General features: G+C 55.0%; 28 protein-coding genes. 21 read left to right on the top strand and 7 right to left on the bottom strand.

Features of this window, described 5'->3' with window-relative positions; all coding sequences use genetic code 11:
• Positions 1-29: 29 nt before the first annotated feature.
• The 15 genes from H8K03_15645 (at position 30) to glnA (ending at position 14,893) form a co-directional block, all read left to right on the top strand.
• Positions 30-527 (top strand): hypothetical protein, encoded by a 498-nt coding sequence (locus H8K03_15645; GenBank protein UVT19222.1) that lies wholly within the window; start codon positions 30-32, stop codon positions 525-527.
• Complete coding sequence (gene lptB, locus H8K03_15650) at positions 524-1,306, top strand: LPS export ABC transporter ATP-binding protein (GenBank protein UVT19223.1); 783 nt, start codon at positions 524-526, stop codon at positions 1,304-1,306. The genes H8K03_15645 and lptB overlap by 4 nt, the downstream gene beginning before the upstream one ends.
• 18 nt (positions 1,307-1,324) lie before the next feature.
• On the top strand, positions 1,325-2,830 hold the full coding sequence (gene rpoN, locus H8K03_15655; GenBank protein UVT19224.1) for an RNA polymerase factor sigma-54: 1,506 nt from the start codon (positions 1,325-1,327) through the stop codon (positions 2,828-2,830).
• Between the two features lie 44 nt (positions 2,831-2,874).
• Positions 2,875-3,186, top strand: a complete 312-nt coding sequence (gene raiA, locus H8K03_15660) for a ribosome-associated translation inhibitor RaiA (protein ID UVT19225.1) — start codon at positions 2,875-2,877, stop codon at positions 3,184-3,186.
• 184 nt (positions 3,187-3,370) lie between these two features.
• Positions 3,371-4,237, top strand: a complete 867-nt coding sequence (rapZ, locus tag H8K03_15665; protein UVT19226.1) for an RNase adapter RapZ — start codon at positions 3,371-3,373, stop codon at positions 4,235-4,237.
• Between the two features lie 117 nt (positions 4,238-4,354).
• The gene (locus tag H8K03_15670; protein ID UVT19227.1) at positions 4,355-4,585 is read left to right on the top strand and encodes a MerR family transcriptional regulator; all 231 of its coding nucleotides are present in this window, start codon (positions 4,355-4,357) and stop codon (positions 4,583-4,585) included.
• Between the two features lie 15 nt (positions 4,586-4,600).
• Positions 4,601-5,707: a type IV pilus assembly protein PilM gene (pilM, locus tag H8K03_15675; protein UVT19228.1), complete on the top strand. Its 1,107-nt coding sequence runs from the start codon at positions 4,601-4,603 to the stop codon at positions 5,705-5,707.
• The gene (locus H8K03_15680; GenBank protein UVT19229.1) at positions 5,704-6,258 is read left to right on the top strand and encodes a PilN domain-containing protein; all 555 of its coding nucleotides are present in this window, start codon (positions 5,704-5,706) and stop codon (positions 6,256-6,258) included. The genes pilM and H8K03_15680 overlap by 4 nt, the downstream gene beginning before the upstream one ends.
• A gap of 2 nt (positions 6,259-6,260) precedes the next feature.
• Positions 6,261-6,899, top strand: coding sequence for a type 4a pilus biogenesis protein PilO (pilO, locus tag H8K03_15685; GenBank protein UVT19230.1), 639 nt, complete (start codon positions 6,261-6,263; stop codon positions 6,897-6,899).
• A gap of 14 nt (positions 6,900-6,913) precedes the next feature.
• A complete protein-coding gene (locus H8K03_15690; GenBank protein ID UVT19231.1) occupies positions 6,914-7,540 on the top strand; it encodes a pilus assembly protein PilP in 627 nt (208 codons plus the stop codon).
• Positions 7,537-9,516, top strand: a complete 1,980-nt coding sequence (gene pilQ / locus H8K03_15695; GenBank protein ID UVT19232.1) for a type IV pilus secretin PilQ — start codon at positions 7,537-7,539, stop codon at positions 9,514-9,516. Before H8K03_15690 ends, pilQ begins: the two co-directional genes overlap by 4 nt.
• Positions 9,517-9,760: 244 nt before the next feature.
• Positions 9,761-10,855 (top strand): 3-dehydroquinate synthase, encoded by a 1,095-nt coding sequence (locus tag H8K03_15700; GenBank protein UVT19233.1) that lies wholly within the window; start codon positions 9,761-9,763, stop codon positions 10,853-10,855.
• 118 nt (positions 10,856-10,973) lie between these two features.
• Positions 10,974-12,755 carry an NAD+ synthase gene (locus H8K03_15705; protein ID UVT19234.1) on the top strand — a complete coding sequence of 594 codons (1,782 nt, stop codon included), beginning with the start codon at positions 10,974-10,976 and terminating at the stop codon, positions 12,753-12,755.
• Between the two features lie 331 nt (positions 12,756-13,086).
• Entirely contained in the window at positions 13,087-13,425 is a 339-nt protein-coding gene (locus H8K03_15710; protein ID UVT22505.1) for a P-II family nitrogen regulator, read from the top strand.
• Between the two features lie 58 nt (positions 13,426-13,483).
• A complete protein-coding gene (gene glnA, locus H8K03_15715) occupies positions 13,484-14,893 on the top strand; it encodes a type I glutamate--ammonia ligase (GenBank protein UVT19235.1) in 1,410 nt (469 codons plus the stop codon).
• A 45-nt stretch (positions 14,894-14,938) separates the two neighbouring features.
• On the opposite strand, the gene H8K03_15720 is transcribed toward glnA, so the two are convergent.
• Positions 14,939-15,328 carry a hypothetical protein gene (locus H8K03_15720; protein ID UVT19236.1) on the bottom strand — a complete coding sequence of 130 codons (390 nt, stop codon included), beginning with the start codon at positions 15,326-15,328 and terminating at the stop codon, positions 14,939-14,941.
• Between the two features lie 188 nt (positions 15,329-15,516).
• Between H8K03_15720 and H8K03_15725 the strand changes: the two genes are divergently transcribed.
• Positions 15,517-16,278 (top strand): CBS domain-containing protein, encoded by a 762-nt coding sequence (locus H8K03_15725; GenBank protein UVT19237.1) that lies wholly within the window; start codon positions 15,517-15,519, stop codon positions 16,276-16,278.
• Here the strand turns inward: H8K03_15725 and H8K03_15730 are convergent.
• The 5 genes from H8K03_15730 to H8K03_15750 are packed head-to-tail and all read right to left on the bottom strand — an operon-like array spanning position 16,255 to position 18,534.
• A complete protein-coding gene (locus H8K03_15730; protein ID UVT19238.1) occupies positions 16,255-16,443 on the bottom strand; it encodes a hypothetical protein in 189 nt (62 codons plus the stop codon). The genes H8K03_15725 and H8K03_15730 overlap by 24 nt on opposite strands.
• Before the next feature lie 20 nt (positions 16,444-16,463).
• Positions 16,464-17,075 (bottom strand): hypothetical protein, encoded by a 612-nt coding sequence (locus H8K03_15735; GenBank protein UVT19239.1) that lies wholly within the window; start codon positions 17,073-17,075, stop codon positions 16,464-16,466.
• A 5-nt stretch (positions 17,076-17,080) separates the two neighbouring features.
• A complete protein-coding gene (locus H8K03_15740; GenBank protein UVT19240.1) occupies positions 17,081-17,518 on the bottom strand; it encodes a hypothetical protein in 438 nt (145 codons plus the stop codon).
• A gap of 10 nt (positions 17,519-17,528) precedes the next feature.
• Positions 17,529-18,086, bottom strand: a complete 558-nt coding sequence (locus H8K03_15745; GenBank protein UVT22506.1) for a hypothetical protein — start codon at positions 18,084-18,086, stop codon at positions 17,529-17,531.
• A 55-nt stretch (positions 18,087-18,141) separates the two neighbouring features.
• On the bottom strand, positions 18,142-18,534 hold the full coding sequence (locus H8K03_15750) for a hypothetical protein (GenBank protein UVT19241.1): 393 nt from the start codon (positions 18,532-18,534) through the stop codon (positions 18,142-18,144).
• A 214-nt stretch (positions 18,535-18,748) separates the two neighbouring features.
• Here H8K03_15750 and H8K03_15755 point away from each other — a divergent pair, with 214 nt between their 5' ends.
• Entirely contained in the window at positions 18,749-20,584 is a 1,836-nt protein-coding gene (locus tag H8K03_15755; GenBank protein UVT22507.1) for an ABC-F family ATP-binding cassette domain-containing protein, read from the top strand.
• 96 nt (positions 20,585-20,680) lie between these two features.
• Here H8K03_15755 and H8K03_15760 read toward each other — a convergent pair whose 3' ends face one another.
• Positions 20,681-21,178 (bottom strand): hypothetical protein, encoded by a 498-nt coding sequence (locus tag H8K03_15760; protein UVT19242.1) that lies wholly within the window; start codon positions 21,176-21,178, stop codon positions 20,681-20,683.
• A gap of 120 nt (positions 21,179-21,298) precedes the next feature.
• Here H8K03_15760 and H8K03_15765 point away from each other — a divergent pair, with 120 nt between their 5' ends.
• From H8K03_15765 to H8K03_15780, 4 genes are all read left to right on the top strand, one after another.
• Positions 21,299-21,646 (top strand): transposase, encoded by a 348-nt coding sequence (locus tag H8K03_15765; protein ID UVT19243.1) that lies wholly within the window; start codon positions 21,299-21,301, stop codon positions 21,644-21,646.
• 5 nt (positions 21,647-21,651) lie between these two features.
• Positions 21,652-22,494, top strand: a complete 843-nt coding sequence (locus H8K03_15770; protein ID UVT19244.1) for an IS3 family transposase — start codon at positions 21,652-21,654, stop codon at positions 22,492-22,494.
• Between the two features lie 108 nt (positions 22,495-22,602).
• On the top strand, positions 22,603-23,460 hold the full coding sequence (locus H8K03_15775) for an HDOD domain-containing protein (protein ID UVT19245.1): 858 nt from the start codon (positions 22,603-22,605) through the stop codon (positions 23,458-23,460).
• 186 nt (positions 23,461-23,646) lie between these two features.
• Positions 23,647-24,390, top strand: coding sequence for a sterol desaturase family protein (locus H8K03_15780; GenBank protein UVT19246.1), 744 nt, complete (start codon positions 23,647-23,649; stop codon positions 24,388-24,390).
• Positions 24,391-24,406 lie beyond the last annotated feature (16 nt).

Here is a 24,406-nt window from a genome sequence, read left to right on the forward strand (position 1 = left end):
ACCTGAAGAGGAGTGTGGAAGCATCCGACGTGCCGACTACGATTACTTCCAAGAAAATGACGGTGCGAAACCAAGACAGCCAGGCAGTTTTTGAAGGAATGGTCGTACTGACTCGCGGCCCACTCGTTGTCCACTCAGATAAGATGGTTGTCCTGTTCAATTCGCGAAACCGTGAGGCCATGCAGTCGCCCCGTGGAGGAACGGATCAGGGGGAGTCCGTTCACAACTCTCTGCCCAAAGAGAGTAGTGCCGTATCCACGGTGTCGAATCGTTCTGTGAGCCGGATCGAGGCGACGGCAGACGCCCATCACGTCAAGATCAAGTATGAGAACGGCAATGCCACGTGTCAAAAAGCCGTGTATTTCGTTGACGGCGAGAAGATTGTGCTGACGGGTGATCCTGTGGCATGGGAAAAAGGGACTCGTGTCAGCGGCAAACAGATTACGATCTATTTGACGGAAGAGCGGAGTGTGGTAGAGGGAGGCTCTCATGTACGCATCGAAGGCGAGGGTCCGAACCAACCATGACTCAGAGTGTTCACGCTGAGCCTGGCGCGCTCGTCGACTCGATCTCTGCACGGCAGGGGGAATGTTTGCGAGCCACGGGATTGGTGAAAAGTTTTCGTAGCCGTAAAGTCGTCAAGGGTGTCGCGATCGAAGTGTACGCGGGTGAGGTGGTAGGGCTTCTCGGTCCGAATGGGGCTGGGAAAACTACCATCTTCGACATGATGGTTGGTTTGTGTCAGCCCGATGAAGGAGAAATAACCTTCAAAGGGGAATCCGTCACCAACCTGCCGATGTATAAACGAGCGCGCCGGGGAATTGGGTATTTGCCACAGGAGTCATCCGTCTTTCGACGGCTTTCGGTGGAGCACAATGTCTTGGCGATTCTCGAAATGCTGGGGTATGCTCGTCACGAACGAAGCCAACGAGTGGATGCGTTGCTCAAGGAATTGGATCTCATCCATATTCGAAAGAGTATGGCCTATGCGCTTTCGGGGGGGGAGCGACGGCGTTTGGAAATTACGCGTGCATTGGCGACCACGCCGTCCTTTATGCTATTGGATGAGCCATTTGCAGGGATTGACCCCATAGCGGTAGCCGATATTCAACAGATCATCACACGATTGAAAGAGAAGGGGATCGGTATATTGATCACCGATCACAATGTGCAGGAAACGCTGTCGATCGTGGACCGGGCGTATATCATTAACGAAGGATTGATCCTGGAATCGGGGCCTCCCGAAGCGATCGTGCAGAGTGAGACTGCCCGAGCGGTCTATCTTGGGGAACAGTTTAAGTTATAGAGGAATGAATCGTCCGCGATGAAACTGCGTCTTGATCTAAAGCTCAGTCAAAAGTTAATCATGACGCCGCAACTGCAGCAGGCCATCAAGTTGTTGCAGCTGTCTCGCCTCGAATTGCAACAGAGCCTCACGCAACACCTTATGGAGAACCCTTTATTGGACGAGGTTCAAGCCGATGTAGAGGAAGGTGATCAGCTGGTCAATGAGGAAAAGGCTGAAGAAACCTCTACCTCGACGGGGCAGGAGCAGTCGGCTGCGGCTGAAACGCCGGAAGAGCGAGGGTCGCCGGAGGAATTTTCCGCTTCCGGGTGGGAAGAATACTTTGGCAGGGATCGGAGGAACGGCGAGTCCGAATATTCTTCAGCGCAAGACGACTTTCCCTCATACGAACAAACCGTGGCAAAGGCGACCTCTCTAGAAGAACATCTTCTCTGGCAATTGTCCCTGTCCACACTTCCTGAGCGAGACAAGGAGCTGGGTCGCTTGATCATCGGCAATCTCGATGACGACGGGTATCTTCGCATTTCGTTGGCTGAAGTGATTGTGGGAACCAGTTTCACTGAAGCCGAAGCAGAGTCCGTGCTCAAGGACATTCAGACTTTCGATCCGACCGGCGTCGCTGCGAGGGATCTTCCGGAATGCTTGCTGCTACAGCTGGGGCATTTAGGTCGAAACCCCTTCGGCTCGCTCGGATCACCTCCCGGAGCGCTGAAAGGATCCATTATTGAGAGCATCGTCCTGCATCATTTGAAGGACTTAGAAAAGAAGCAATATGCCAAGATTGCCAAGGCCTTGAACGTCACGGTTGAAGAAGTGTTTCAAGCCACTAAGATCATCGGAGAGCTCGAGCCCAAACCAGGGCGGCCGTTCACCAATACACAGAACTATGTCATCGTCCCCGATGTGTTTGTGGTTAAAAATGAAGGGGAGTGGGTTGTGCTGTTAAACGATGATGGACTGCCACGCATGAGGATCAGCCCATATTACAAGCAGCTCATTTCCTCGGGACAGGGCGGAACTCCGGAGACCAAAGCCTACATGGATGAAAAGTTGCGAGCTGCCCAGTGGGTTATCCGAAGCATTGAGCAGCGCAATAGGACGATCGTCAAAGTCGTTTCCAGTATCGTCAAGTTTCAGGAGCAATTTTTTGACCATGGCGTACAATATCTCAAGCCATTGGTTCTCAAGCAGGTGGCCGAAGATATCGGGATGCACGAATCGACGATCAGCCGTGTGACGGCTAACAAATATATGTATTGCCCGCAAGGTATGTTGGAGCTCAAGTTCTTCTTCAATGCCGGGCTCCAACGAGCCGATGAGCCTTCGGGGATGCATTCTTCCGTTTCCGTCAGAGACATGATTAAGACAATGGTGGCTGAAGAGGATGCCAAGCGTCCGTTGAAAGACGAAGAGATCGCCGCCAGACTTCGCCATCTAGGCGTGCTCATTGCGAGGAGGACGGTGGCTAAATATCGGGCTGAATTGAACATTCCCTCCGCCAGCCAGCGCAAACGGTTTTTTTGATCGCTGCTGCTTCGCATCCAACGTGATCCAAATTGGAGGTGAGCATGAAGTTGAGAATTACAGGCCGCCACATGGACATCACGCCGGCGCTCAGAAGCTATGTGGAAACTCGATTCGGTCGATTGGATCGCTATGGGTTAAAGGTGGGATCACTCAAAGTTGTACTGGGAGTTGAAAAGCTTCAGCATAAGGGAGAGGTGATCGGTGCGGTCAGCGGCAAGCGAGTGCAAGCCAAGATATCGACTCCGGAGATGTATGCCACCATCGATGCGCTCGTCGACCGTGTGGATGCGCAGTTCCGAAAGTGGAAGGAGCGCCTCGTCAGTCATAAGCCAGCCAAGCCGAAGAGGGCGTGACCTGTTTCTCCAAATGACACCCGCGATGAAAAATACGTGCGGTGCTCCTGACGGACTCCGTTACGGGAGAGGAAGGAGGAACGCGATGCATCGTGTTTGCCACGGTAGTTCTCATGTGTGGTGGATTCGGTCGTGAAAGCCTGATCCGGATATCTTCGGTAGCGGTCGAGGCAATCCTGGACCTATGGCTCGGCTCAATTTAGTCATCATCAGCGGGTTGTCGGGATCCGGAAAATCCTATGCCCTCAAAGCATTTGAGGATGCCGGGTATTTCTGTATCGACAATCTTCCTCCCGCTCTGCTTCCAACCTTTGTCGATCTTTGTCATCAGCAGCATGGCGAAATTGCAAATGTCGCTCTTGGTATCGATATACGGGAACGTGTGTTTTTTTCGGATTTTGTCGGAATCCTGGAACGAGTCAAAGCGCTTGGCCATGCCATTCAATTGCTCTTCTTCGAGGCTCGTGAGGAGGTATTGATCAGACGTTTCTCCGAATCCCGGCGGCCCCATCCCCTCTTGCCAAATCTTCCAGTCCTGGATGGTATTCGATATGAAAAAGAGCGCATGGCCGAACTTCGACGGCGGGCTGATCGTATCATCGATACCTCCGATCTGACGGTGCATGAGCTCGGTGAACTGCTTGCCAGGGAGTTCCAGAGGGAATCATCCGACAGGCGGCTCATCATCTCACTCCTGAGTTTTGGGTACAAATTCGGTGTGCCATACGACATTGATCTGTTATTCGATGTGCGCTTTCTGAAAAACCCATTTTTTGTGCCCGATCTCAAGCCACTTTCCGGAGATGATCCACGGATCCGTCACTTTGTGCTGACGGATCCGGATGCCACTGCCTTCCTAGAACATGTCGAACAGTTACTGAAGTTCCTTCTGCCGCTATTTCAGCGAGAGCGGCGTAGTTATCTCACGATCGCAATCGGGTGCACCGGTGGACGGCATCGCTCCGTGGCGATTGCCAGGAGTCTCAGCGAACACCTCGCCTCCTTGGGGTATGAGGTGGGGCTCAAGCACCGAGATATTGATAAAACATAGGTTGTTGCCGGGTTGGCAGCAATCGTGTTCCTTCCGTGATCGCCCTCCAAAAGCCGTTTCCTTGACAGGTAGAGCATATTGACTATACTTACCTTTGTGATCAACAAAAGCCGATGAATGGGTGTAAATACGGAAGTGAAACGACTTACGCAGTACTCAAAACAGACAGGCTTCAAAGCATATGAGATATGCGACTTATTCGATATTTCGAAGGCCACGCTCTTTCGCTGGGAACGAGAGGGAGTTATCACTCAGCCGGCTCGTGATTGGAGAAATTGGCGGCTGTATACGCGAAAGAATGTGGATGAAATTGAGAAAGTTATTCGTGCCAGGAAAACCGTCGTGTAGAGTGACAGGTAACGCATGCTGACTTCGTTTAAAAAGCTCGTAGAAACCGACATCATTGCGATGCTGACTCCTCGCCGGCAATTGGTGGGGCTTGATATCGGATCGAGTGCGATCAAGGTTGCCCAGCTTAAAGAAAGTAAGGGACGGTACTTTCTTCAAAAGTTCGGCGTGAAGCCGCTTGAGCCGGAGGTGATAGTCGACGGGACCGTTATGGACGAAGGTCGTGTGGTCTCGGCTATTCAGGAATTATTCGATGAAGCCAACGTCAAGAACAAGCATGTCGCGATCTCGATCTCAGGGCATGCCGTCATTGTGAAGAAGATCAGCTTGCCGCCGATGCCGGATGACGAGTTGGAAGGACAGGTAAAATTGGCGGCTGAACAGTATATCCCCTTCGACATCAACGAGGTGAACATCGACTTTCATGTTCTGCCATCGGATGCGTCTGGTGACGGACAAGGGGATATGGCGGTGATTCTTGTTGCTGCAAAGAAGGACAAAATCAATGAACTGACCGAACTGGTCAAGTCCGCCGGACTGATTCCAATGGTCATGGATGTCGACGCCTTCGCAATTGAAAATATGCACGCGATTAATTATCCGATGGCACAGGAAGAAACGACGGCTCTGGTGAATCTTGGCGCGAGCGTGATGAATGTGAATATCATCCGCGCGGGGTCTTCCTTGTTTACTCGAGATATCGCATTGGGAGGGAACCGGTACACCGAGGCTATACAGCGGGAGATCGGACTGTCGTTTGAAGAAGCCGAAGAGAGTAAGAAAAACGACCGAGGGAGTGATGCGGGCGGGCCGTCGCTCAACAATGTCATAGACAGTGTGAATGCAGAGGTCGCGTCGGAGATCGCCCGGACGGTGGATTATTTCAAGACATCGACCGCCGACTCAGAGCTCAATCGTGTTCTGGTCTGTGGCGGCGTAGCGAGGGCCAAGGGATTGATTCAGCAGCTCGGTGATCGCATGCAACTTCCGGTGGAATTGGCTGATCCATTCGGCGAGATTGATGTTTCGGGGTGTGGCGTCGACCCTGACCTACTGGCTGAGCTGGCTCCATCTGCAGCCGTCGGCATCGGTCTGGCTTTGAGAGCGGTGGGTGACAGATGATTCGCATTAACCTCCTTCCCGGCGGGCCCAAGGGAAGATCAGCAAAGCCCCAATACGACGTCCGTGCGCAGGTGCTGCTCGGTGTCGGGGTGATCCTGGTCACGCTAGCCGGCTGTTGGTGGTATTCAGCGTCCTTGGATAGCGAACTGGAAGCTCGGCAAGAGGACAAACGGGACAAGGAAAAGCAAGTTGCTCAGCTGAAAGAGCAGGTCAAGCAAGTCCACGATTTCGAGCAAAGGAAAAAGCTGCTTGAAGACAAGAACCGGATCATAGATCAGCTTGAGCAATCAAGAATGGGACCGGTGAAAGTTCTCGATCATGTGAGTCAGAGCGTAGAGCCGCTCAAAGTATGGCTCACAAAGTTAGGCGTGTCTTCCGATGCGGTCGAATTAGAGGGGAAAGCGTTGACAAACGATGATGTGGTCGAATTCGTCAACAATTTGCGCCGCACGGATTACTTTACCGGTATCAACCTTCAGGAAAGTAAAGCTGCGGTCGAGAACAAGATCAATCTGTACCAGTTTCGGTTGGCCTTTCGTCTGAAAGGGTAGGAATGGCGTTACCCCAACTCAATCTCGATGCGCTTCGCAATGTGCCGGCTGCGCAAAAGGCTGCCCTCTTGTTCCTCCTGGTCGGCGGCATGGTTGCCGGTTTCTATTTCTATATCGTAGAGCCGAAGTCCGCAGCCATTGTGGCCATCGAAGCTGAAAACTCCGGGTTGGAGAGTGAAATTCAAACCCTCACGATCAAGGTGAAACATCTCGATGAATTAGTCGCAGCCAATAAACAGCTTGAAATCGAATTGGCCAAAAAGAAAGAGCGCCTCCCGCCGGAGGAAGAAGCGATCATGCTGTTGAAGCAAGTGTCCGACTTAGGGGTGCGTTTGGGGCTCGATATCAAACTGTGGAAACCCGGCGCTCAGACTGAAGATCCGTCAAAGCTCTTTGTCAAAATGCCGGTTAATGTCGAAGTGTCGGGTGTCTATCATACGGCCGCGCTGTTTTTCGACCGTATCAATCGACTACCTCGGATTGTTACGGTATCGGGCCTGAGGATGGGCTCTCCGAAAATCGAACAAGGGCGGATTGTGTCGCAAACAACGTTTGACCTGATCGCATATGCTGCGCCGCAAGAAAAGCCCGTTTCCGGAGCATCGGCAAACGCTCCCAAAGTGGCCCAAGCCGGCAAATAGGGGATCGCGAAACCATGCGTCAATTGGATCTCAGCGAGAAGAAGGCTTGGAGATATTCCGTGGCAGTCGGTGTCGGCACAGCCTTCTCGTGGAGCATCCTTTTCGGGAGTCTGGCAGCTCAAGCTGAGCCATCTGCCATTCCTGGACAAGTCGCCCCGATGAGGCACAACACCATCAAAATGTCTCCCGATCCGGAAGTCCCACGGACCACTCCGCCGGCTATGGAAGCCCCATCGATGGGCGTCAATGCTCAGGCGCCTTCCCAGTTGCCATTAACGGATGGTGTGGCTGGGTCTGGGTATGACCCTTCGGGTCGGCGAGATCCATTCGCCCCCATCATCCAGGAGCTTCAGCCTGGAAAAACCGATTCCTCTCTTCCGCCATTACAGCGGGTGACGCTGACGGAGCTCAACCTTATTGCCGTTGTATGGGGAGCCTACGGCTATACGGCTATGGTGCAGACTCCTGAGGGGCATGGGTATACCGTTCGGCGAGGGACGAGGATCGGGCAGAACAACGGAGTGGTCAGCGCCATTACCGAGCGTGGCATCATTGTCCAAGAGCGGTTCACGGATGTGTATGGCACTAAGCAGGAGCGCGAATATGTCAAGCTCCTTCATCCCAAAGAGGGATCAGAATGAAACCACTATTTTGTCGCACAGATAGCTTCCTGACAGCTGGATGTTTCATCGGAGCCTTGTGGCTGTCGCTCGCCGCTCTGATTATCTGTACAGATATGGCTGTTGGTGCCGAAGAGAGCGGCGTGATGAAGCGGAGTGATGTGGCGCGGGCAGAAAAGCCTACTCTGCGATTGCTTGCACAAGCCGTGACCGCAATTGATGTGCACCATGAAGCTGACTCGGTGACGGTTGTTATCGCCGGTGACGGTCAGTTATTCCCCGAGGCCAACTTTTTGGATGAGTCTCGGTTGATCATTGATATTCCAGCCGTATCGTCCACCCTCAGACGATCCGTGGTGCGCGCCGACCATTACCTGCTGAAGAAGATCAGAGTAGGGCATCATGCCGATAAGGTCCGGTTGGTGTTCGACGTACCGGAACGGCCGGTCTTTTCTCTCTCGCGCGAAGACAATAACGTCCTGGTGACCCTGAAACCGAGCGAACGGAAAGTACCTTTGGTGGTTGCTGCGAAATTGGAGAGGGAGGAAAGCGTTTCAATCGTTCCTCGAGCCCGCAAAGCTCTGTTTGAATCTGGAGACCATGTGGTCAGAAGGGCGGCGAGAATTGTCAGCCCGGCACAGCCTCAGTTCAAAGTGCAGCGGGTGCAGATGGCGGGGGAAAGCGCTCCTGCCGAGAAGGACGACCGATCCGATGACCTTGTGGTAGGACAAACGCGATTCGTAGGTCGGCGCATCTCGCTCGATTTTCAGCAAGCTGACATTACCAACATTCTCCGATTGATTGCGGAAGTCAGCGGCTTCAACATCGTCGTGGGAGAAGGCGTCAAGTCGAAAGTCACGATGAAGATGGTGAGTGTGCCATGGGACCAAGCGTTGGACATGCTCTTGAAGATGAACGGGCTTGGCATGATTCGTCAAGGGAGCATTGTGTGGGTAGATTCGCTGGCGAATCTTGCGAAGCAGCAGGATGAAGAAGCACGGGCGAAGGATGCCAAGACCAAGGCCGAGGAACTCGTCGACCGCGTCTTTTATATCAGGAATCTTCAGGCGCAGGAACTCATGCAGTCGCTCCGGCAGAACCTAAGCCCGCGCGGCCTCATGCAGTTTAATGCAGGAAGTAACGCATTGGTCGTGCGGGACACGGAATCCAAGTTGACTATCCTTAAGCAGCTTGTGGAAGGGCTGGATCTGGAAGTTCCTCAGGTTCAGATTGAAGCGCGCATCGTTCAAGCTGACACCGTGTATGCGAGAGGACTCGGCATTCAGTGGGGCTTCCAAGCAGGTAATCGCACACCCACCGATTTCTTTGCCCTCTCGAGCCTTACCGGTCCATTCGGGCAGATTGCCGGAACGGGAAGCAATACGATCGATCGGTCCTTTCTGGTCAACTTGCCGGCCCAGGTCGGTGGGTTACCAGCCGTCCCCTCGATTGGCTGGACCTTTGGAAAGCTTGGTGGCGATTTCGCCTTGGATATGCGGCTCTCAGCCGGAGAGTTGCTTGGTTTGACCAAGGTGATCGCAGCACCGAAGATCACCACACTGGACAAGCGGGAAGCGAAAATCTCACAGGGCGAATCGATTCCGTTTCAAACAACATCCTTGCAAGGCACACAAACGACATTTGTCGATGCGAACTTGGAGTTGAACGTCACGCCGCAGATCACCTCGCGCGACCCGAGGGAAGAGGCGAAACGAATCTTGATGCGCGTACGGGCAACTCGTAATGCCGTCGGCGCACGGAGCAACCCGGCCGGGCCGAGTATTGATCGACGAGAAGCCACCACTCAGGTGATTGTCAGGGATGGCGAAACAATGGTGATCGGCGGAGTGTTCGTCGATACACAAGCCAACAATGTGCAAGGTGTTCCCTATCTCTCTCGCATGCCGGTTCTAGGCTGGTTGTTCAAAAACAAGTCTGAATCGGTCGGGAAACAAGAGTTGCTCATCTTCCTCACACCGAGCATCATCAAGACCTAGCGACCATCTCAAGCGTGTGATCAGCAAGAGCATGGCGGCGGCGAAAGGCGCCGCCATGCTCTTGCTCTTATCCCACCGGGTCCCCTTCAACACCATCCAGGGCTGAGCACCAAACTGGAAATGACCATCATTTGAGTTTTGGCGGGGCTGTGTTACCATGCCAGCCCCTTGTGATGTGTGAGGCATCATTCCGGGATGGAAATGACATGATCTTCTGTCTCTCCCAAATATGCAGAGTGACGAAATGACTCCAGCTTCGACGGTTACTGTTTCCCTAGCTGAAAGAAGCTACGAGATCATCATCCAGACCGGGATTTTGGAGCGGCTCGGGCGGGAGTTGAAGAAGCAGGGAGTGAAAGGAAAAGTAGGAATTGTCACTGATCGGAATGTGGCGCGGCACTATTTGAAGCACACGTGCGAGGCGATCAGGCGGTGCGGGATTGAACCCATTCCGATCGTGTTCTCTCCAGGAGAACGCTCCAAAACACTGAAGACGGTGGAACACATTCTCGATGTGTTGGCACGTCATCGATTTGAACGGTCGTCTCTCCTCTTGGCATTGGGAGGGGGAGTCGTAGGCGACGTGGCTGGGTTTGCGGCCTCGATCTACCAGCGTGGCATCTCGTATGTCCAAGTCCCGACGACACTTGTCGCCCAGGTGGACTCCAGCGTCGGAGGCAAGACAGGTGTCGATCATCGGCTGGGTAAAAATCTGATCGGCTCGTTTTACCAGCCACGCGCCGTATGGATCGATCCATCGACGCTGCGGACGTTGCCCGTGCGTGAGTGGGTCGCGGGGCTTGCCGAGGTGATGAAGTATGGCATCATCGCAGACGCGCCGTTCTTTGATTATCTGCAACGAAACATGCCGGAGTTACGGAAACAAACTCCTCATGTCGTCGCAACGGTGGTGAAGCGATCGTGTGAGATCAAAGCTGAAGTGGTCGCTGCGGATGAGCGAGAATCCGATCGGAGGCGCATCCTCAACTATGGCCATACAATCGGGCATGCGCTTGAAGCGTTAGGGGGCTATCAGTCGCTTGTCCACGGGGAGGCTGTCGGCATTGGATTGGTCCAGGAAGCCGACCTCGCTTGTTTTCAGGGTATGTGTGCCCGTGACGTCGTCGAAGAGATTCGAAGCCTTGTGAAGGAAGCGGGGCTAAGCGACCGCCTACCCCGGTGGGCTCCCGTGAAGATATGGAAGGCCATGCTTCATGATAAAAAAGTATCGGAGGGTCGGGTTGTTGGAGTGTGGCCGTTGCGCATCGGAGAGGTCCGGATAGCGCCGTTAGAGAAGCGCGTATTTGATCGGTGGTATGCGGCATCGCGGACGACATAATTCATGCCGAGATCAACCTGAAACCTCCTTGTGCCGGGGCCATGCTCAGGGGAACAGCTCCTCATCGTAAGATGGCCTATTATTTTTCAGTGTCATAATCCCGGTCGACTGGAGTGCGATGAAGGTATTACGGATCGCGATGGCACAAATGAACCCTGCTGTCGGGGATTTGAATGGCAATGTTCATCGGATTTTGTATTGGCTCGGCGAGGCGAAAAAAGCCAAGGCCGACTTGGTTGCCTTTCCTGAACTGGCGATTACAGGCTATCCTCCCGAAGATCTTCTGCTCAGGCCGCAGTTTGTGGAAGATAATCTACGTGCCCTGAACGAGATCATCCCCGCTTGTCGCGGCTTAGTTGCCGTAATCGGCTATGTGGGGCGAGGTGATCAACGTGACTCACGTTCATCGCAGCCATCGATTGGTTCAGCCCGTCAGCATACGCTCTCCAATGCGGCAGCGCTGATTGGCGATCGCAGGATGGTCGGCAGCTATAGCAAGCGGTATTTGCCGAACTATGGCGTGTTCGACGAAAGCCGGTATTTTCACCCCGGGCGGAGGCTTCCGTTGCTCGTGGTCAATGGAACGACGATCGGTGTGAACATCTGCGAAGACATTTGGCTCCCCCAAGGGCCCACCCGTGTTCAAGCAACGGCTGGGGCGGAGGTGATCGTCAACATCAATGCTTCTCCATTTCACGTCGGTAAAAGCCGCTCGAGGGAGCAGATGTTGGCGACCCGAGCGCGTGAAAGCGGAGTCATCGTGACCTATACGAATATGGTGGGAGGTCAAGACGAGTTGGTCTTCGATGGGAATAGTGTAATTCTCGATCGATCCGGCAATGTGATCGCACGCTGTGGCGCGTTCCGGGAGGAGTTGCTTGTGGCTGATTTACACGTGGATGCCGTTCCCCGCAGGCGCGGGACTCACGGACGGAAGAGGGCATTGACGGGAAAGGTGGCTTCAATTGTCGATCGTCTCGCGGTGAACATGCCTGCGACAAAGAAGAAACGAGGTCGAATCGTACCGGGTTTGGCAGAGCCTTTGGGCGAGGTCCAAGAAGTCTACCAAGCTCTGGTACTGGCTGTGAAGGACTATGTCAGCAAGAATGGGTTCAGGCGGGTCGTCATTGGGCTGAGCGGGGGGGTTGATTCAGCATTGACCGCGGCGGTGGCCGTGGACGCGCTTGGGACCACAAACGTCCTCGGGGTGTTCATGCCGTCTCCCTATACATCGCATGAGAGCGAAGAGGATGCTGTGGGCCTTGCGCAGTGCCTCGGCATCGACTTGAACGTCATTCCGATTACTCCGACGTTTGAGGCGTATCGACAGTCGTTGGCTCCGTCATTCGGCGACCGCGAGGCAGACGCGACAGAGGAAAACCTTCAGGCGCGCATTCGCGGCAATATCCTCATGGCGATATCCAATAAGTTCGGTCATGTGGTTCTGACCACTGGGAATAAGAGCGAGCTGAGCGTGGGATATGCGACTCTTTACGGTGATATGGCCGGCGGGTTTGCCGTCATCAAGGATGTGCCGAAGACGATGGTCTATGACCTGGCGAAGTTCAGAAATGGTCGTGATCCGTCACCAGTGATTCCCAAACGCACACTGGACCGGCCACCGAGTGCCGAACTCAAACCCAATCAGAAGGACGAAGATACGCTGCCCCCGTATGGGGTTCTCGATCCCATCCTTCAGGCATATGTGGAAGAAGACCGATCATTCGATGAAATCGTCGAAGCAGGGTTTGATCGCGCCACGGTGGCTCGCGTGATGAAGATGGTCGATAGCAGCGAGTTCAAGCGCCGTCAGGCACCCATCGGTGTCAAGATCACCCCTCGCGCCTTCGGCAAAGATCGGCGGATGCCGATCACCAACAGGTACCGGAGTATACGGTAGTTATACTGGTTTATTCCCCAAACACACCGATATTACGGAGACATTTGCCTTCCGATCTGAATGCGAGTGGAGGAACTGGGTTGCTTCTCTTTCCCGCTCTCCCTGTCACCGAGAGGTCGAGCGATTATGCGGACTTTGAACGATTTCCACGTTGAGTGCGCGGAAAGGATGGGCTATGATGGCTCTCCCAAGTCAGGCAGACGGATGGAGTGGCCATGGCTTTCGCGTGGCGATAGGCGTAGCTTACCGGTTAACTGCATCGAACTCCTCAATGGTCCGATCTCAGAACCTTCACGGGTTCTTGAGCCAGCTGGGCAGGGAGGGCATCTACATGAAGTTGGTCGAGGCGATTGTCAAACCGTTCAAGCTAGAAGAAATCAAGGATGCCCTACTAGAAATCGGTGTCCAAGGCATGACCGTGTCCGAGGTCAAAGGGTTCGGACGTCAGAAGGGCCATAAGGAAATGTATCGGGGGCAAGAGTATACGATCGAATTTGTGCCCAAGGTCAAGATCGAAGTCGCCGTGACGGATGCACAGGTGCCACGGGTGACCGAGGCCATCATTCGCGCCGCTAAAACCGGCAGTATCGGTGATGGGAAAATTTTTGTTCGAGAATTGAGCGAGGCGGTGCGTATTCGGACAGGAGAAACCGGAGAAACCGCATTGTGAGGGAAGGGATTCAAGCGGTGGAACATCATCGCAAAGGATCTCGTAAAGGAGGAAGGGAATGAACGTGCGTGAGGTGTTGGAGTTCGCCAAGAAGCACAGAGTGCAGATGGTGGACTTGAAATTCGTCGATCTGCCGGGCGTGTGGCAACATATGACGATCCCCGTGAGCGAACTGACCGAGACGTTGTTCAAGGACGGTTCCGGCTTGGATGGATCATCCATTCGCGGCTGGAAGGCCATCAACAACAGCGACTTGTTGGTAGTGCCTGACCCGGCGACGGCCTGCTTGGATCCCTTTACCGCGGTGCCGACACTCAGCATGACCGGCAACGTCGTGGACCCGATTTCCCGCGAAAATTACGACCGCGATCCCAGATTCATCGCTCAGAAGGCCGAGCGGTATCTTCAAAGCACCAAGATCGGGGACAGTTCATTCTGGGGCCCGGAAGCCGAATTTTTCATCTTCGACCATGCCCGATACGATCAGAACAGCCACAGCGGCTTCTATTATTTGGATTCTGAGGAAGGCGCATGGAACATGGGGCAAGAGGGGCTCAACCTCGGCGGTAAGATCCGCCACAAGCAAGGGTATTTCCCCGTGGCTCCCGCAGATACCCAACAAGATATCCGAAGCGAAATGGTCCTTGAAATGGAAAAGGTCGGCATCGTGGTGGAAAAGCACCATCACGAGACGGCCTCGGCCGGGCAGGCCGAGATCGATATTCGATTTGATTCCCTCTTACGGACTGCGGACAAGATGATGATGTACAAGTACATCGTCAAAAACGTGGCCCGTCGACATGGGAAGACGGCGACGTTCATGCCGAAACCGCTGTTCAATGATGCGGGATCCGGAATGCACACGCACCAGAGTATTTGGAATGATGGAAAACCACTCTTTGCCGGGAAGGATTATGCCGGCATTTCACAGCTCTGTTTATACTATATCGGCGGCATCCTGAAACATGCGCCGGCATTGGCGGCGTTTACCAACCCGACGACGAATTCCTACAAACGCATCACCCCTGGATTCGAAGCTCCCGTGCTGCTGGCCTATTCCAGTCGGAATCGATCGGCCGGCATCCGTATTCCGATGTACTCCCCGAGTCCGAAAGCCAAGCGGATCGAGGTGCGGTTTCCGGACCCGTCCTGCAATCCGTATTTGGCGTTCTCCGCGATGCTCATGGCGGGGCTTGACGGCATCCAAAACAAGATCAACCCCGGCGAACCGGCCGAAAAAGACCTCTATGATCTCGATCCCAAAGAGGCCGCCAGTATCCCGACGATGCCCGGGAGCCTTGATGAAGCGATCAGCAGCCTGGAAAAGGATCACCAGTTTCTGCTCAAAGGAGAGGTGTTTACCGAGGATCTAATCGAAGCCTGGGTCGGCTATAAGCGAAGCAAGGAGATCGATGCGATGCGTTTGCGTCCGCATCCGTATGAGTTTTTCCTCTATTACGATGTGTAGCAGAACAGGCGTCGTGAGTAGACAGTAGGGGGTGCCGCTCGACGGTCAACGTTTCCCGCATGCGGTCTGCAACAGAGCGCGATCGAGGCTTGGAGTCTCAATAGGCTGCCAACGGCCATTTTCAATGTAGCCGGCCGCCGACTTGCCGCTTCCCATCTGACGGGAAAATTCCACAACTTGCAGCACGCGCACGCGAGATTGCGCGCAGTCAAATTCCTTGTGGGTCTTGGCGGACAAGAATCGTGTCGTGTCATTCCACTTGATATCCGTGAGCTGCCAGAGGGTCGCACGACTTCCGTCCCGGCGAATCGTCTCCGGATCAAAGTACACGGTTTCCAGACCAGCGGATTGGTACTGTTTCTCGACGGCCACCCAACCCGCAAAGGCCTGTCCATAGCTGAGGACGAGCATAGCGACCAGCACCAATCGGATCATGGCCGCGCACCCGATTTGTTTTCTAATCCATCCGCCATACAGGTTGAGAGTGGATGGCATAAGGACAAACGGTCAAAAAATCAAGCGGCAAATTGTGATGTGGCGGGACAAGAGATCCCATCCTATGGGCCTCTTGAGCCTCATCCTGGCTTAGAGTATGCTCGCGCTCATAACCGAGGAGGGTGACGATGCCGAAGCGAGTTCGCACGGGGTTGACGCGGAGTGATATTCTCGATCGGTATGTCGAACGGTTCAAGCAGCAGCTCGTGAAATTTCAACCCTTCCTCTCGCGCAAACGCGGGTCGGCTTCGCTTGAAGATTTCGACGAAACAGCGGAAGAGCTGATCGGTCAGGTGTTCGGTGCTGCCTCCGATGAATCGGAGGCCTATCTCCTAGCAAAAACGGGAGAGTCCGCGCTCTTACCGGAAGAAGCGCAGGAAAGTGGGACGCACAATGTGGAACGCGAGAGTCTACAGCAGCGACGACAAGTACTGGAAAGCTGCCTCGCCGACCTCGAATTGCGTCGCCGTGTGCAGGCGACCAGGAAGGCAAAAGGAGTTGGGCAGGCACTCGTCGCAGACTATATGTCGCACGAGGTCCGAAGCATCCATAGAGAGGCCTCGATCAAACAAGCGGGGCAGATGTTGCAGAAGCACAAAGTCGGTTCACTGATCGTGGACGATGGTTCTCGTTATATCGGGATCATCACCGATTCCGATGTCACCCGCAAAGCGGTCGCCAAAGGGTTGGATCCCAACAGCACCACTGTCGCCACCTGCATGAGCCGATCAATCGTGACAATCGAAGAAGATGAGTCTTTAGCGGACGCCATGTCGCTGATGAAGAAGCAGGGAATCCGGCATCTGCCTGTGACTGCCGATGCCACCATCATCGGCGTACTTTCCGTCTCAGACCTCCTGCGTGCCTTAGAGGCGCAGATATCGTCCTAACGTCATGTCCTGCACCACACGCGCATGGCGGCAGGGACGGCGATCCAGCCACTGGTGAGTGATTGTGTCGACTGCCTGCAACGGTGGCGTAGCGGCCAGGCCGGCAATCGGTTCCTTCCTGGCAATCTGTGCCAGATTCCGCACCTCTTTCGTCTGAGGGATCACCAAGAAAAGTATGACGCCGGTTACTCGACGGAGTGGCCTTCCAGGAACACCGCTTGTTCCAAGGTGCGGAAGAACTGCTGGTAGGGAAGGGGATCCTCAACGGCGCGAAGGTAAAACTGAGCGCTGGCTCGGACGACGAGCTGCGAATCGTTGCGCTTACGGACGGTGACTGTGAAACGAACCAGATTACTGCGGTGATCGAACGAGCCCCACGTCCGGTCATGACGGTTGAGAACGAGTAAGGCATCGGGTTGATACAGCAGATAGCTCAGGTCGACACCATAAATCTGCTCATTCTCGACGTATTTCTTTCCTGAGACGACGCCCAGTTCTTCATCGAGCACCTCTACTTTAAAATCCAAATCCTGCAGAGATGAAACGATTGTTGCCAACATCCTACGCTGATCCACGGTATCAAACACACGCGATTGGGCGGCGCGAATTTTGACCTGGCTTTCTTCGGAAAGCCAGATTTGCTCGTGCGAGTCCCACTGGTTGACATGCCGCAATTCGTAGGGTGTTGGGCATCCCTGTAACAGCAGGCAGAGGCCGACAAAGAGGCAGGGGCTCAGCCGCCTCGATCCTGCAAGAGACAAGGTGTGTTCATCACGGTTCCTCTGGTGAGAGACCATATCCATTAATTCTTAGTGACAAAGAGAGACCGTTCCAGTGTGGCGAAGAAATTCTGGTACACCTTGGGATCTTCGACGGGTTTGTTGTTGTAGATGGCATTCGCGCGAATCATCATACGACCTTCGGCTTCTGAGCGTACCGTGACGGTCACACCCACGACGTCGTAGAAGTTCGGTTCGGCGAAACGCGCAGCGGTCACCAGCCCCAAAGGCTCATTGGCTCGCTCGATGATGAAACCCAAGTCCTGCAACGCCGCAATGACGCCGCGCATGGCCATTTGGCGATCCTTTATGTCGAAGGACCGAGTTTGCATACTCCGGATCTTCATCTGCGCCTCAGTCGGCGCCAGCAGATTCTGACTGGGCTGCGGAACGGCGCAGCCTTGCAGGATGACAAGTATGGCGGCGCCAATGATTCCTGCCACATTCGCTGACTTCATCATTACCTCGCGCTCAGAGAGCAAATGCTTCCAGAAAGACAGCTTTTGACAATTTAGCAAAGAAGGTCTGGTACATCACGGGGTCGCGTAGCATTTCCATCCGTTGTTCGCCAGGTGGAATGCCCTGACGGCCGGCCAACCCTTCTCCCTTCCACACGACCCGGTAGAACACGACTCTGACTTCCTGGCGCGTGGCCTCGGAATTCACCGGTCTCGTGACCAGCGCGGCGGCGATTTTTTGATGCAGGTCCACGGGCATTACGATAGGAGGCTGTTGGACGAATACCAGCGGAGTGCTCAGGAGAAAGACGAAAAAGCGAGCGATGTCCTGGCCATATTCTCGAGCACTTCGTTCTTTCGCCGCTCTTAAAAATCCAACTTCGCGCACGCTTTCTTCAACCTGGAAACCAAGATCCTGCAGGACAGCCGCTGAGGCGGACAATAACTCCGCTTCATCCTTAGTCTCGAAGAGGCGGGTTTGCATGGCCCGGTTGGCTGCGCTCTCAGGTTTCAGCTGGAACAGTTCGTCCGGTTGTGTATGAGTCACACACCCTACGAACAGGCTCGACATGGCAAGATATGTCACCGCCAGAAGTATTCGCTGAGCCACAGATCCGCCATGCATGCTAGAACTGGGTGGCGTTGTAGGCAAAGTCACGGACCTTCTTCTCTTCGTCGTACTTGATGATGATCGTGAGAGTCCGTTGGCGTTGGGAACTCGAACTGTCACGTGAGGTGGTGCCAAGAATGATGATGCTCGCAAAGGAGGAACTGGCCGTGTCGACGCGATCAGTCGAGACCTTGTCGTAGATCCAGACCTCGCGCCGCTTCTCGTCTGTCGTCACGATATTGGGACTCCCCAGCAGTTCGGCTACCTGAGAGGCAGGCATTCCAACTTTGACCTCGCCCTGCACCTTGCCGACGGTGAGACGGTCTTCCTTAATTTCGGCTTTGTTACTGCCGCAACCTATGGTTGCCATGATCAGACAAAGACTCAGAATCGACCATATCGATTTCATTGATGGGTTCCCCTTTCTGTCGTCCCAGTGTGGCGCAGACGTGACTCTGAGCACAGGCTACTGTGCCTGAGGCGAGGTGTCAATGATGGGAAAGTAAGACGAGATAGACCAAGCAATGAGCGGCCGCGTGTCGGCGAATGGGGCTGCGGCTCATCCTCTTGAAGAAAGATACCCGTTTTCTCACTGCGATCGGGTACACTGCGCGTCACCCATCATGCCGCCGATCATGCTGCTCAGTTGCGAGTCTCTTGGGAAGACCTTCGGTATCAAACCGTTGTTCACTGACCTGTCGCTCGGACTGTGCGAAGGCGACCATGTCGGGCTGATCGGCCCCAACGGTTCCGGGAAATCCACGTTGCTCAAGATACTCGCCGGCCTTGAGGTGCCGGATAGCGGGACTCGAGCTGTGCGGCGGCAGATCCGCATCGGCTATGTCCCACAAGAGCCCTCCTTTGCTGAGCAGCACTCGGTCGAGGACACGTTGGCCCAAGTCCTTCTCGACGAGGGACTGGATCCGCATGAGCATGGCGGGCGAATTGCCAAAGCGCTCAGCCTCGGAGGATTTGTTCGATCCGATCAGGTGGTCTCGACACTTTCGGGAGGATGGAAGAAGCGGTTGGCGATCGCACGGTCACTGATGCTGGAACCGGACGTGCTGCTCATGGACGAGCCGACTAACCATCTGGACCTCGACGGCATCCTTTGGCTCGAAGACCTGCTGAAGGCTGAGCCGAATGCGTTCATCGTGATTAGTCACGATCGGCGATTCCTGGAATCAGTGACCACGCGAATCTGGGAATTGAACCGGAGATACGCCAATGGCCTCTTTCAGGCAAACGGGCGGTACAGCGAGTTCCTGGAGCAGCGCGACGCGGCCTTGCAGGCACAGGCCGACTATCAGGCGTCATTGGCCAATCGAGTCCGGCGCGAAGTGGAATGGCTCAGGCGAGGCCCCAAAGCCCGCACGACCAAAGCCAAGGCCCGGATTGACTCGGCGGGACGGCTCATCGACGAGCTGCAGGATATTGAGTCCCGGCAGGGGAGCGCGTCGGCCGGAATCGACTTCACGGCTTCCGGTCGAAAGTCGAAACAATTGTTGGTCGCAAAAGAGATTGGGAAATCGCTCGGCGGCAAGCCCATCGTGTCCTGCCTCGACCTCATGATAGGGCCAGGCGAACGGATTGGTCTCCTCGGCCCCAATGGGGGCGGCAAGACCACTCTCCTCAAACTCTTGGCGGGCACGTTGCCGACAGACAGCGGCACCATCACCCGAGCCGATCGGCTCCGTGTCGTGACGTTCGACCAACATCGCGAGTCGTTGGACCAGCAGGCCACGTTGCGGCGTGCCCTCGCTCCTGCCGGTGGCGATGCCGTCGTATACCAGGATCGGTCCGTGCATCTGGTCTCATGGGCCAAGCGTTTTCTGTTCAGGCCGGAGCAGCTGGATTTGCCGGTCTCCCGTCTGTCCGGGGGAGAGCAGGCCCGGTTGCTGATCGCACGGTTGATGCTCCAGCCGGCGGATCTCTTACTCCTCGACGAGCCCACGAACGATTTGGATATTCCGACGCTCGACGTGCTGGAAGACAGCTTGCTGGAGTTCGCCGGGGCACTCGTTCTGGTGACGCACGACCGGTGGCTGCTGGACCGCGTCTCCACCAGACTTCTCGCTCTGGATGGGACGGGGTGCGCCGAGTGGTTCGCCGACTATGCCCAATGGGAATCCGCGCAGGCCAAAAAAACGACGCAAGAACGAAAATCTCAGATTGCAAAGGAAAGCCTTGGACCGGCGGGGGCGTCCAAACGGAAAGGCTTGTCGTACAAAGAACAGAAAGAATGGGATCAGATCGAAGTCACGATTCAGAAAGCCGAAGCGCGGGTGGCCGCCTGCCAAGTGGCGGCAAATGATCCATCCATTGCTTCCTCCGCTTCCGATTTACAAGAGCGCTATGCAGCGTTGCACACCGCGCAGGCCGACGTCGAACGTCTCTACGCCCGCTGGGCCGAATTGGACGAGAAACGCGCCCAGGCGATCAGCAGCACGAAATTCTAGCAATGGGGAATTCTATCGAGCGCCGAAAAAGGAACACTGCTCCCTATTTGGTTGTTTCTGAGCCGGTCCTCGGAAACGCATTCCAGGCGTATCTTATTAATAGAAGGAGCGGATGTACGAATGAAAATGCTTTAGTGACATATCCTCATTCAACCTTTCAAAGTCTTCATAATTCCAAGGACGTAGTTTGTTTCTGTGCGCCACACTCGTTGCTCCACCGATAAACATTCGATAATGCACATGTTTCGGAGGCGAGCTCCCTTTGTCACCTAATATCATGACGTATCTGAGAAATGGCCAATGGGTTTTAGCTGCCTTAATTACAGCAAGAGCATAGGGCACAGGTATACGTGAACCAACCCATATGCCTTCATGTTCATTGGCCGTGTTACTGTCATCTGTCGCAGAAGTATAAAACCCGGCTTTGAAGCCGAGGTGCCTCAGCTCAAAAACGAGATCTTCTGCTCCAGCTAGCAAATTTACCTCTACCGACAAACGCTGAGGTGTTGCGCTGGCGGGTTGGGCAATTTCCTTAACCTCGCTGATGGATTCTTCCTTTAATCCGATCTTGAGATATTCCTGTGCGAACTGCATGAATCGTTCCGAATTGTATATGTGAAACATACGGACGGAAGATTCTCGCGAAATCTCATCCAGAAGCTCTTGTTGTGCCCCACTTAATATTTGGACAGCACCAGAAGTCGGGAGGGAGCAATGGAAACCACGATGAAACCTGGTCAGAATGGTCGAGGGCGACGGCGGCGGTGGAGTGGTGAGCAGAAGCTGGCGGTGTTGCAGGAGTGGCAGACTGGTGTCCCGCTGGAAGAGATCTGTCGGAAATACGCGGTGAATGCGGCACAGATGTATCGATGGAAGCGCAGTCTGGACCAGGGGCTGAAGGACTCCGGAGAGATGGTCCCGAAGAATGTGGTGGGTGGGCTCCAGAAGCGCATCGAGGAGCTCGAACGGGCATTAGGCCGGAAGGCCTTAGAGGTCGATGTGTTAAAAAAAGCCTTCGAGCTCAAAGGGCTCAAATCACCCGAGGGGATATACGGTGGCTAGTCCGCATGACAGGCTGCTCGCTCGCCATGGTCTGCCGAGTCCTCGGCAAGCCACGGAGTTGGTGGTACTATCGGCGGCGCGCGAAGCATGCGCGTCGACTCCGGCGACCCGACATCGAGCTGCTCATTCAGCACCTGGTGGCCGGCAGTCCGACCTCTTATGGGTATCGGCGAATTCATGCGTTGCTCAAACGACGTGGGGTGTCGTGCAATCCCAAAACAGTGTGGCGGGTCTTGCAGCGGCGGGGTTGGCTCTCCACCAGTCGTCATCGCGGGCCACGACTCGGACGACCGCATACCGGTCAGGTACGGGTGGCCGATTCCAATCGGCGCTGGGCCTCCGATATCACCGGCATTCGGGCATGGGATGGCCGCAAGGGCCGCTTGGCCATCATCATCGACTGTGCAGACCGGATGATCTTGTCCTGGCGCTTTGCCTCACGCATGACCGCCACGGATCTCGCCGAGATGCTGCGCGAGGCGATCTTCCGACGGTTCGGCGAGACCCGCGCTCAGGCCCAGGGCATCGAGTTCCTCAGCGACAATGGACCGGAGTACACGTCGCACCGATTCCGGCCGTTCGTCCGTGCGATGGGACTGATCCCCTGTCACACGCCTCGGCGGAGTCCGGAGTCAAACGGCCTCGCCGAGGCCTTCTTTGGCAGCTTCAAACGGGATTATGTGTATCAAGCCTGCCTGGAGACGTTAGAGAAAGTGGCGCAGCTGCTACCGGCGTGGATCGAGCACTACAATCACCAGGCCCCGCACAGCGCGCTGAAGATGCGGTCCCCGGCCGAGTGCTATGCCGAGTGGGTCGTCAAAACCAAAACCCTACCTGTCCAAAATTAGATGGGGCAGTACATTTTCTTAGACGGCCCTTCTCTACAGTTCCACCTGTTCGTAACCGATAGAGTAGGCGAGAGCCTATATCGGCGCATAACCGAAGGGATATCCACCATGCCATCGGCGAGCGAGTTAGTCCAATCCTGCACCACGGTCTTCACCTTGCCGGAGATGTACATCCGTGTGCGGGATGTGGTGGACGATCCCGACTCGACCATGGACGATCTCGCCAATGTTCTCAAGTTGGACCCAGCTATTTCGGCCAGGGTGCTCCGCATCGTCAACAGCCCGCTTTATGGGTTTCCCAAACAGATCGACACGATCACTCGCGCCGTGACGCTTCTCGGGATACAGGCGATCAATGACCTCGTTACGGCGACCACCGTCGGACGCACTTTTTCCGGGATGACGGTGCAACTCATGGACGTCCCTCAATTCTGGCGCAAAAGCGTGCTCTGCGCTCTGGTCGCGGGAAAGATCGCCAAATCGTGTGGTATCGCGGATAGCGAGCGCTTCTTTATCGAAGGCCTGCTGCGCGACATCGGCCACCTTGTCCTGTACGAAGCTGTGCCGCAGCGCGCCCAGTCCGCTCTCATCGAAGCAGGGTACCTTGAAACCTCCCTGGCTGAAGTGGAGCAGTCCAACATTGGGTGCGACTTTGCTGAAGTAGGGGCCGAACTCATTCGGTCATGGGGCATGCCCATGCAGATCGAACAGGCCATCCGTTGCCAGCTGAGTCCGAACGATGCCGGCGAGTACATGCTCCATGCTTCCGTGGTGCATCTAGCCGGTGTCGTTGCCGACCATGAAGAACTCGAGCCCAGCCGTCGCCCTGCCGTACCGCCGTTCAGCCCTCATGCTGTGACCGCCGCTCGGTTTGTACCGGCCAACCTCCCCGCATTACTAGAGGAGGCGCACACGCAACTGCAAGAGACGCTGGCGCTCGTTTACCCCCTCGCCCTGGCAGCGTAGCACCTTAGAATTTTCCTGTGATCAGACAACAATCTCCGAAGTGGCATGTTCGCTGACCGGGTCGGCCTGCATAGGAAGGGTAAATGGAGTGTTGCACCGACTTGACCGGCACCTTCAAGATGGGCGATCCTCTTGCCTTACTTTTTCCTCGTTGTCGATCTAACACATGTTTCCTACAGGAGCATAATGGTCGACTTCTTGACCAATCTGATTTCGTTGGAATGGCTCGCCATCTATTGGGGAATCGGCCTGCTCTTTTTCGCAGCGGAATATTGCTGGCCGTCGCGCGCACTCCTCTATCGCCACGTGTTTCTCCAGGATGTCGGGGCGTTCATCACCTATCAGGTCTTCTTCGTCGTCGCTACACAAGTGACGGATCGAATCCCATTTCCTGACTATTCACACTGGCGTTGGCAGGCGGTCCCATTTGGGTTCAAGCTGCTGGTGTTCCTGTTCGTCATGGACGGAATCGCCTACTGGATGCATCGGCTCTGGCATACATCGTGGGGATGGCCGATCCATCGCTGGCACCATTCACCGACGGAACTGTACTGGCTGGCCGGTATCCGGGCGAGCCTTCCGCAGGTGGCACTTGCCAACATCCCTTATCTGCTGGCGTTTCCCCTACTCAAGCCGGTACCGGCACTGTTCTTTCCCCTCTATTCCTACATGCTGATCCTGACAAATAACTGGATGCATATGAACGTGACGTGGCAATCGAAAAAGCTGGAGTGGTTCTTCGTCACGCCCCGCTACCATCGGGTGCATCACCTGAGACAGATCGGGAGAGCTGGGGCGAATTTCGGGGTCCTGTTTACCGTATGGGATCGGCTGTTCGGCACCTATGCGGATCCCGACCAAGTGGAGACGACGGGGCCATACGGGATTTCTGAAGCGGTCCATCCGGTCCGCTTGGCCATCGGGATCTAGATAGAGGGTCCTGGCG

The sequence above is a fragment of the Nitrospira sp. genome (assembly GCA_024760545.1).
Classification (GTDB): Bacteria; Nitrospirota; Nitrospiria; order Nitrospirales; family Nitrospiraceae; genus Nitrospira_D.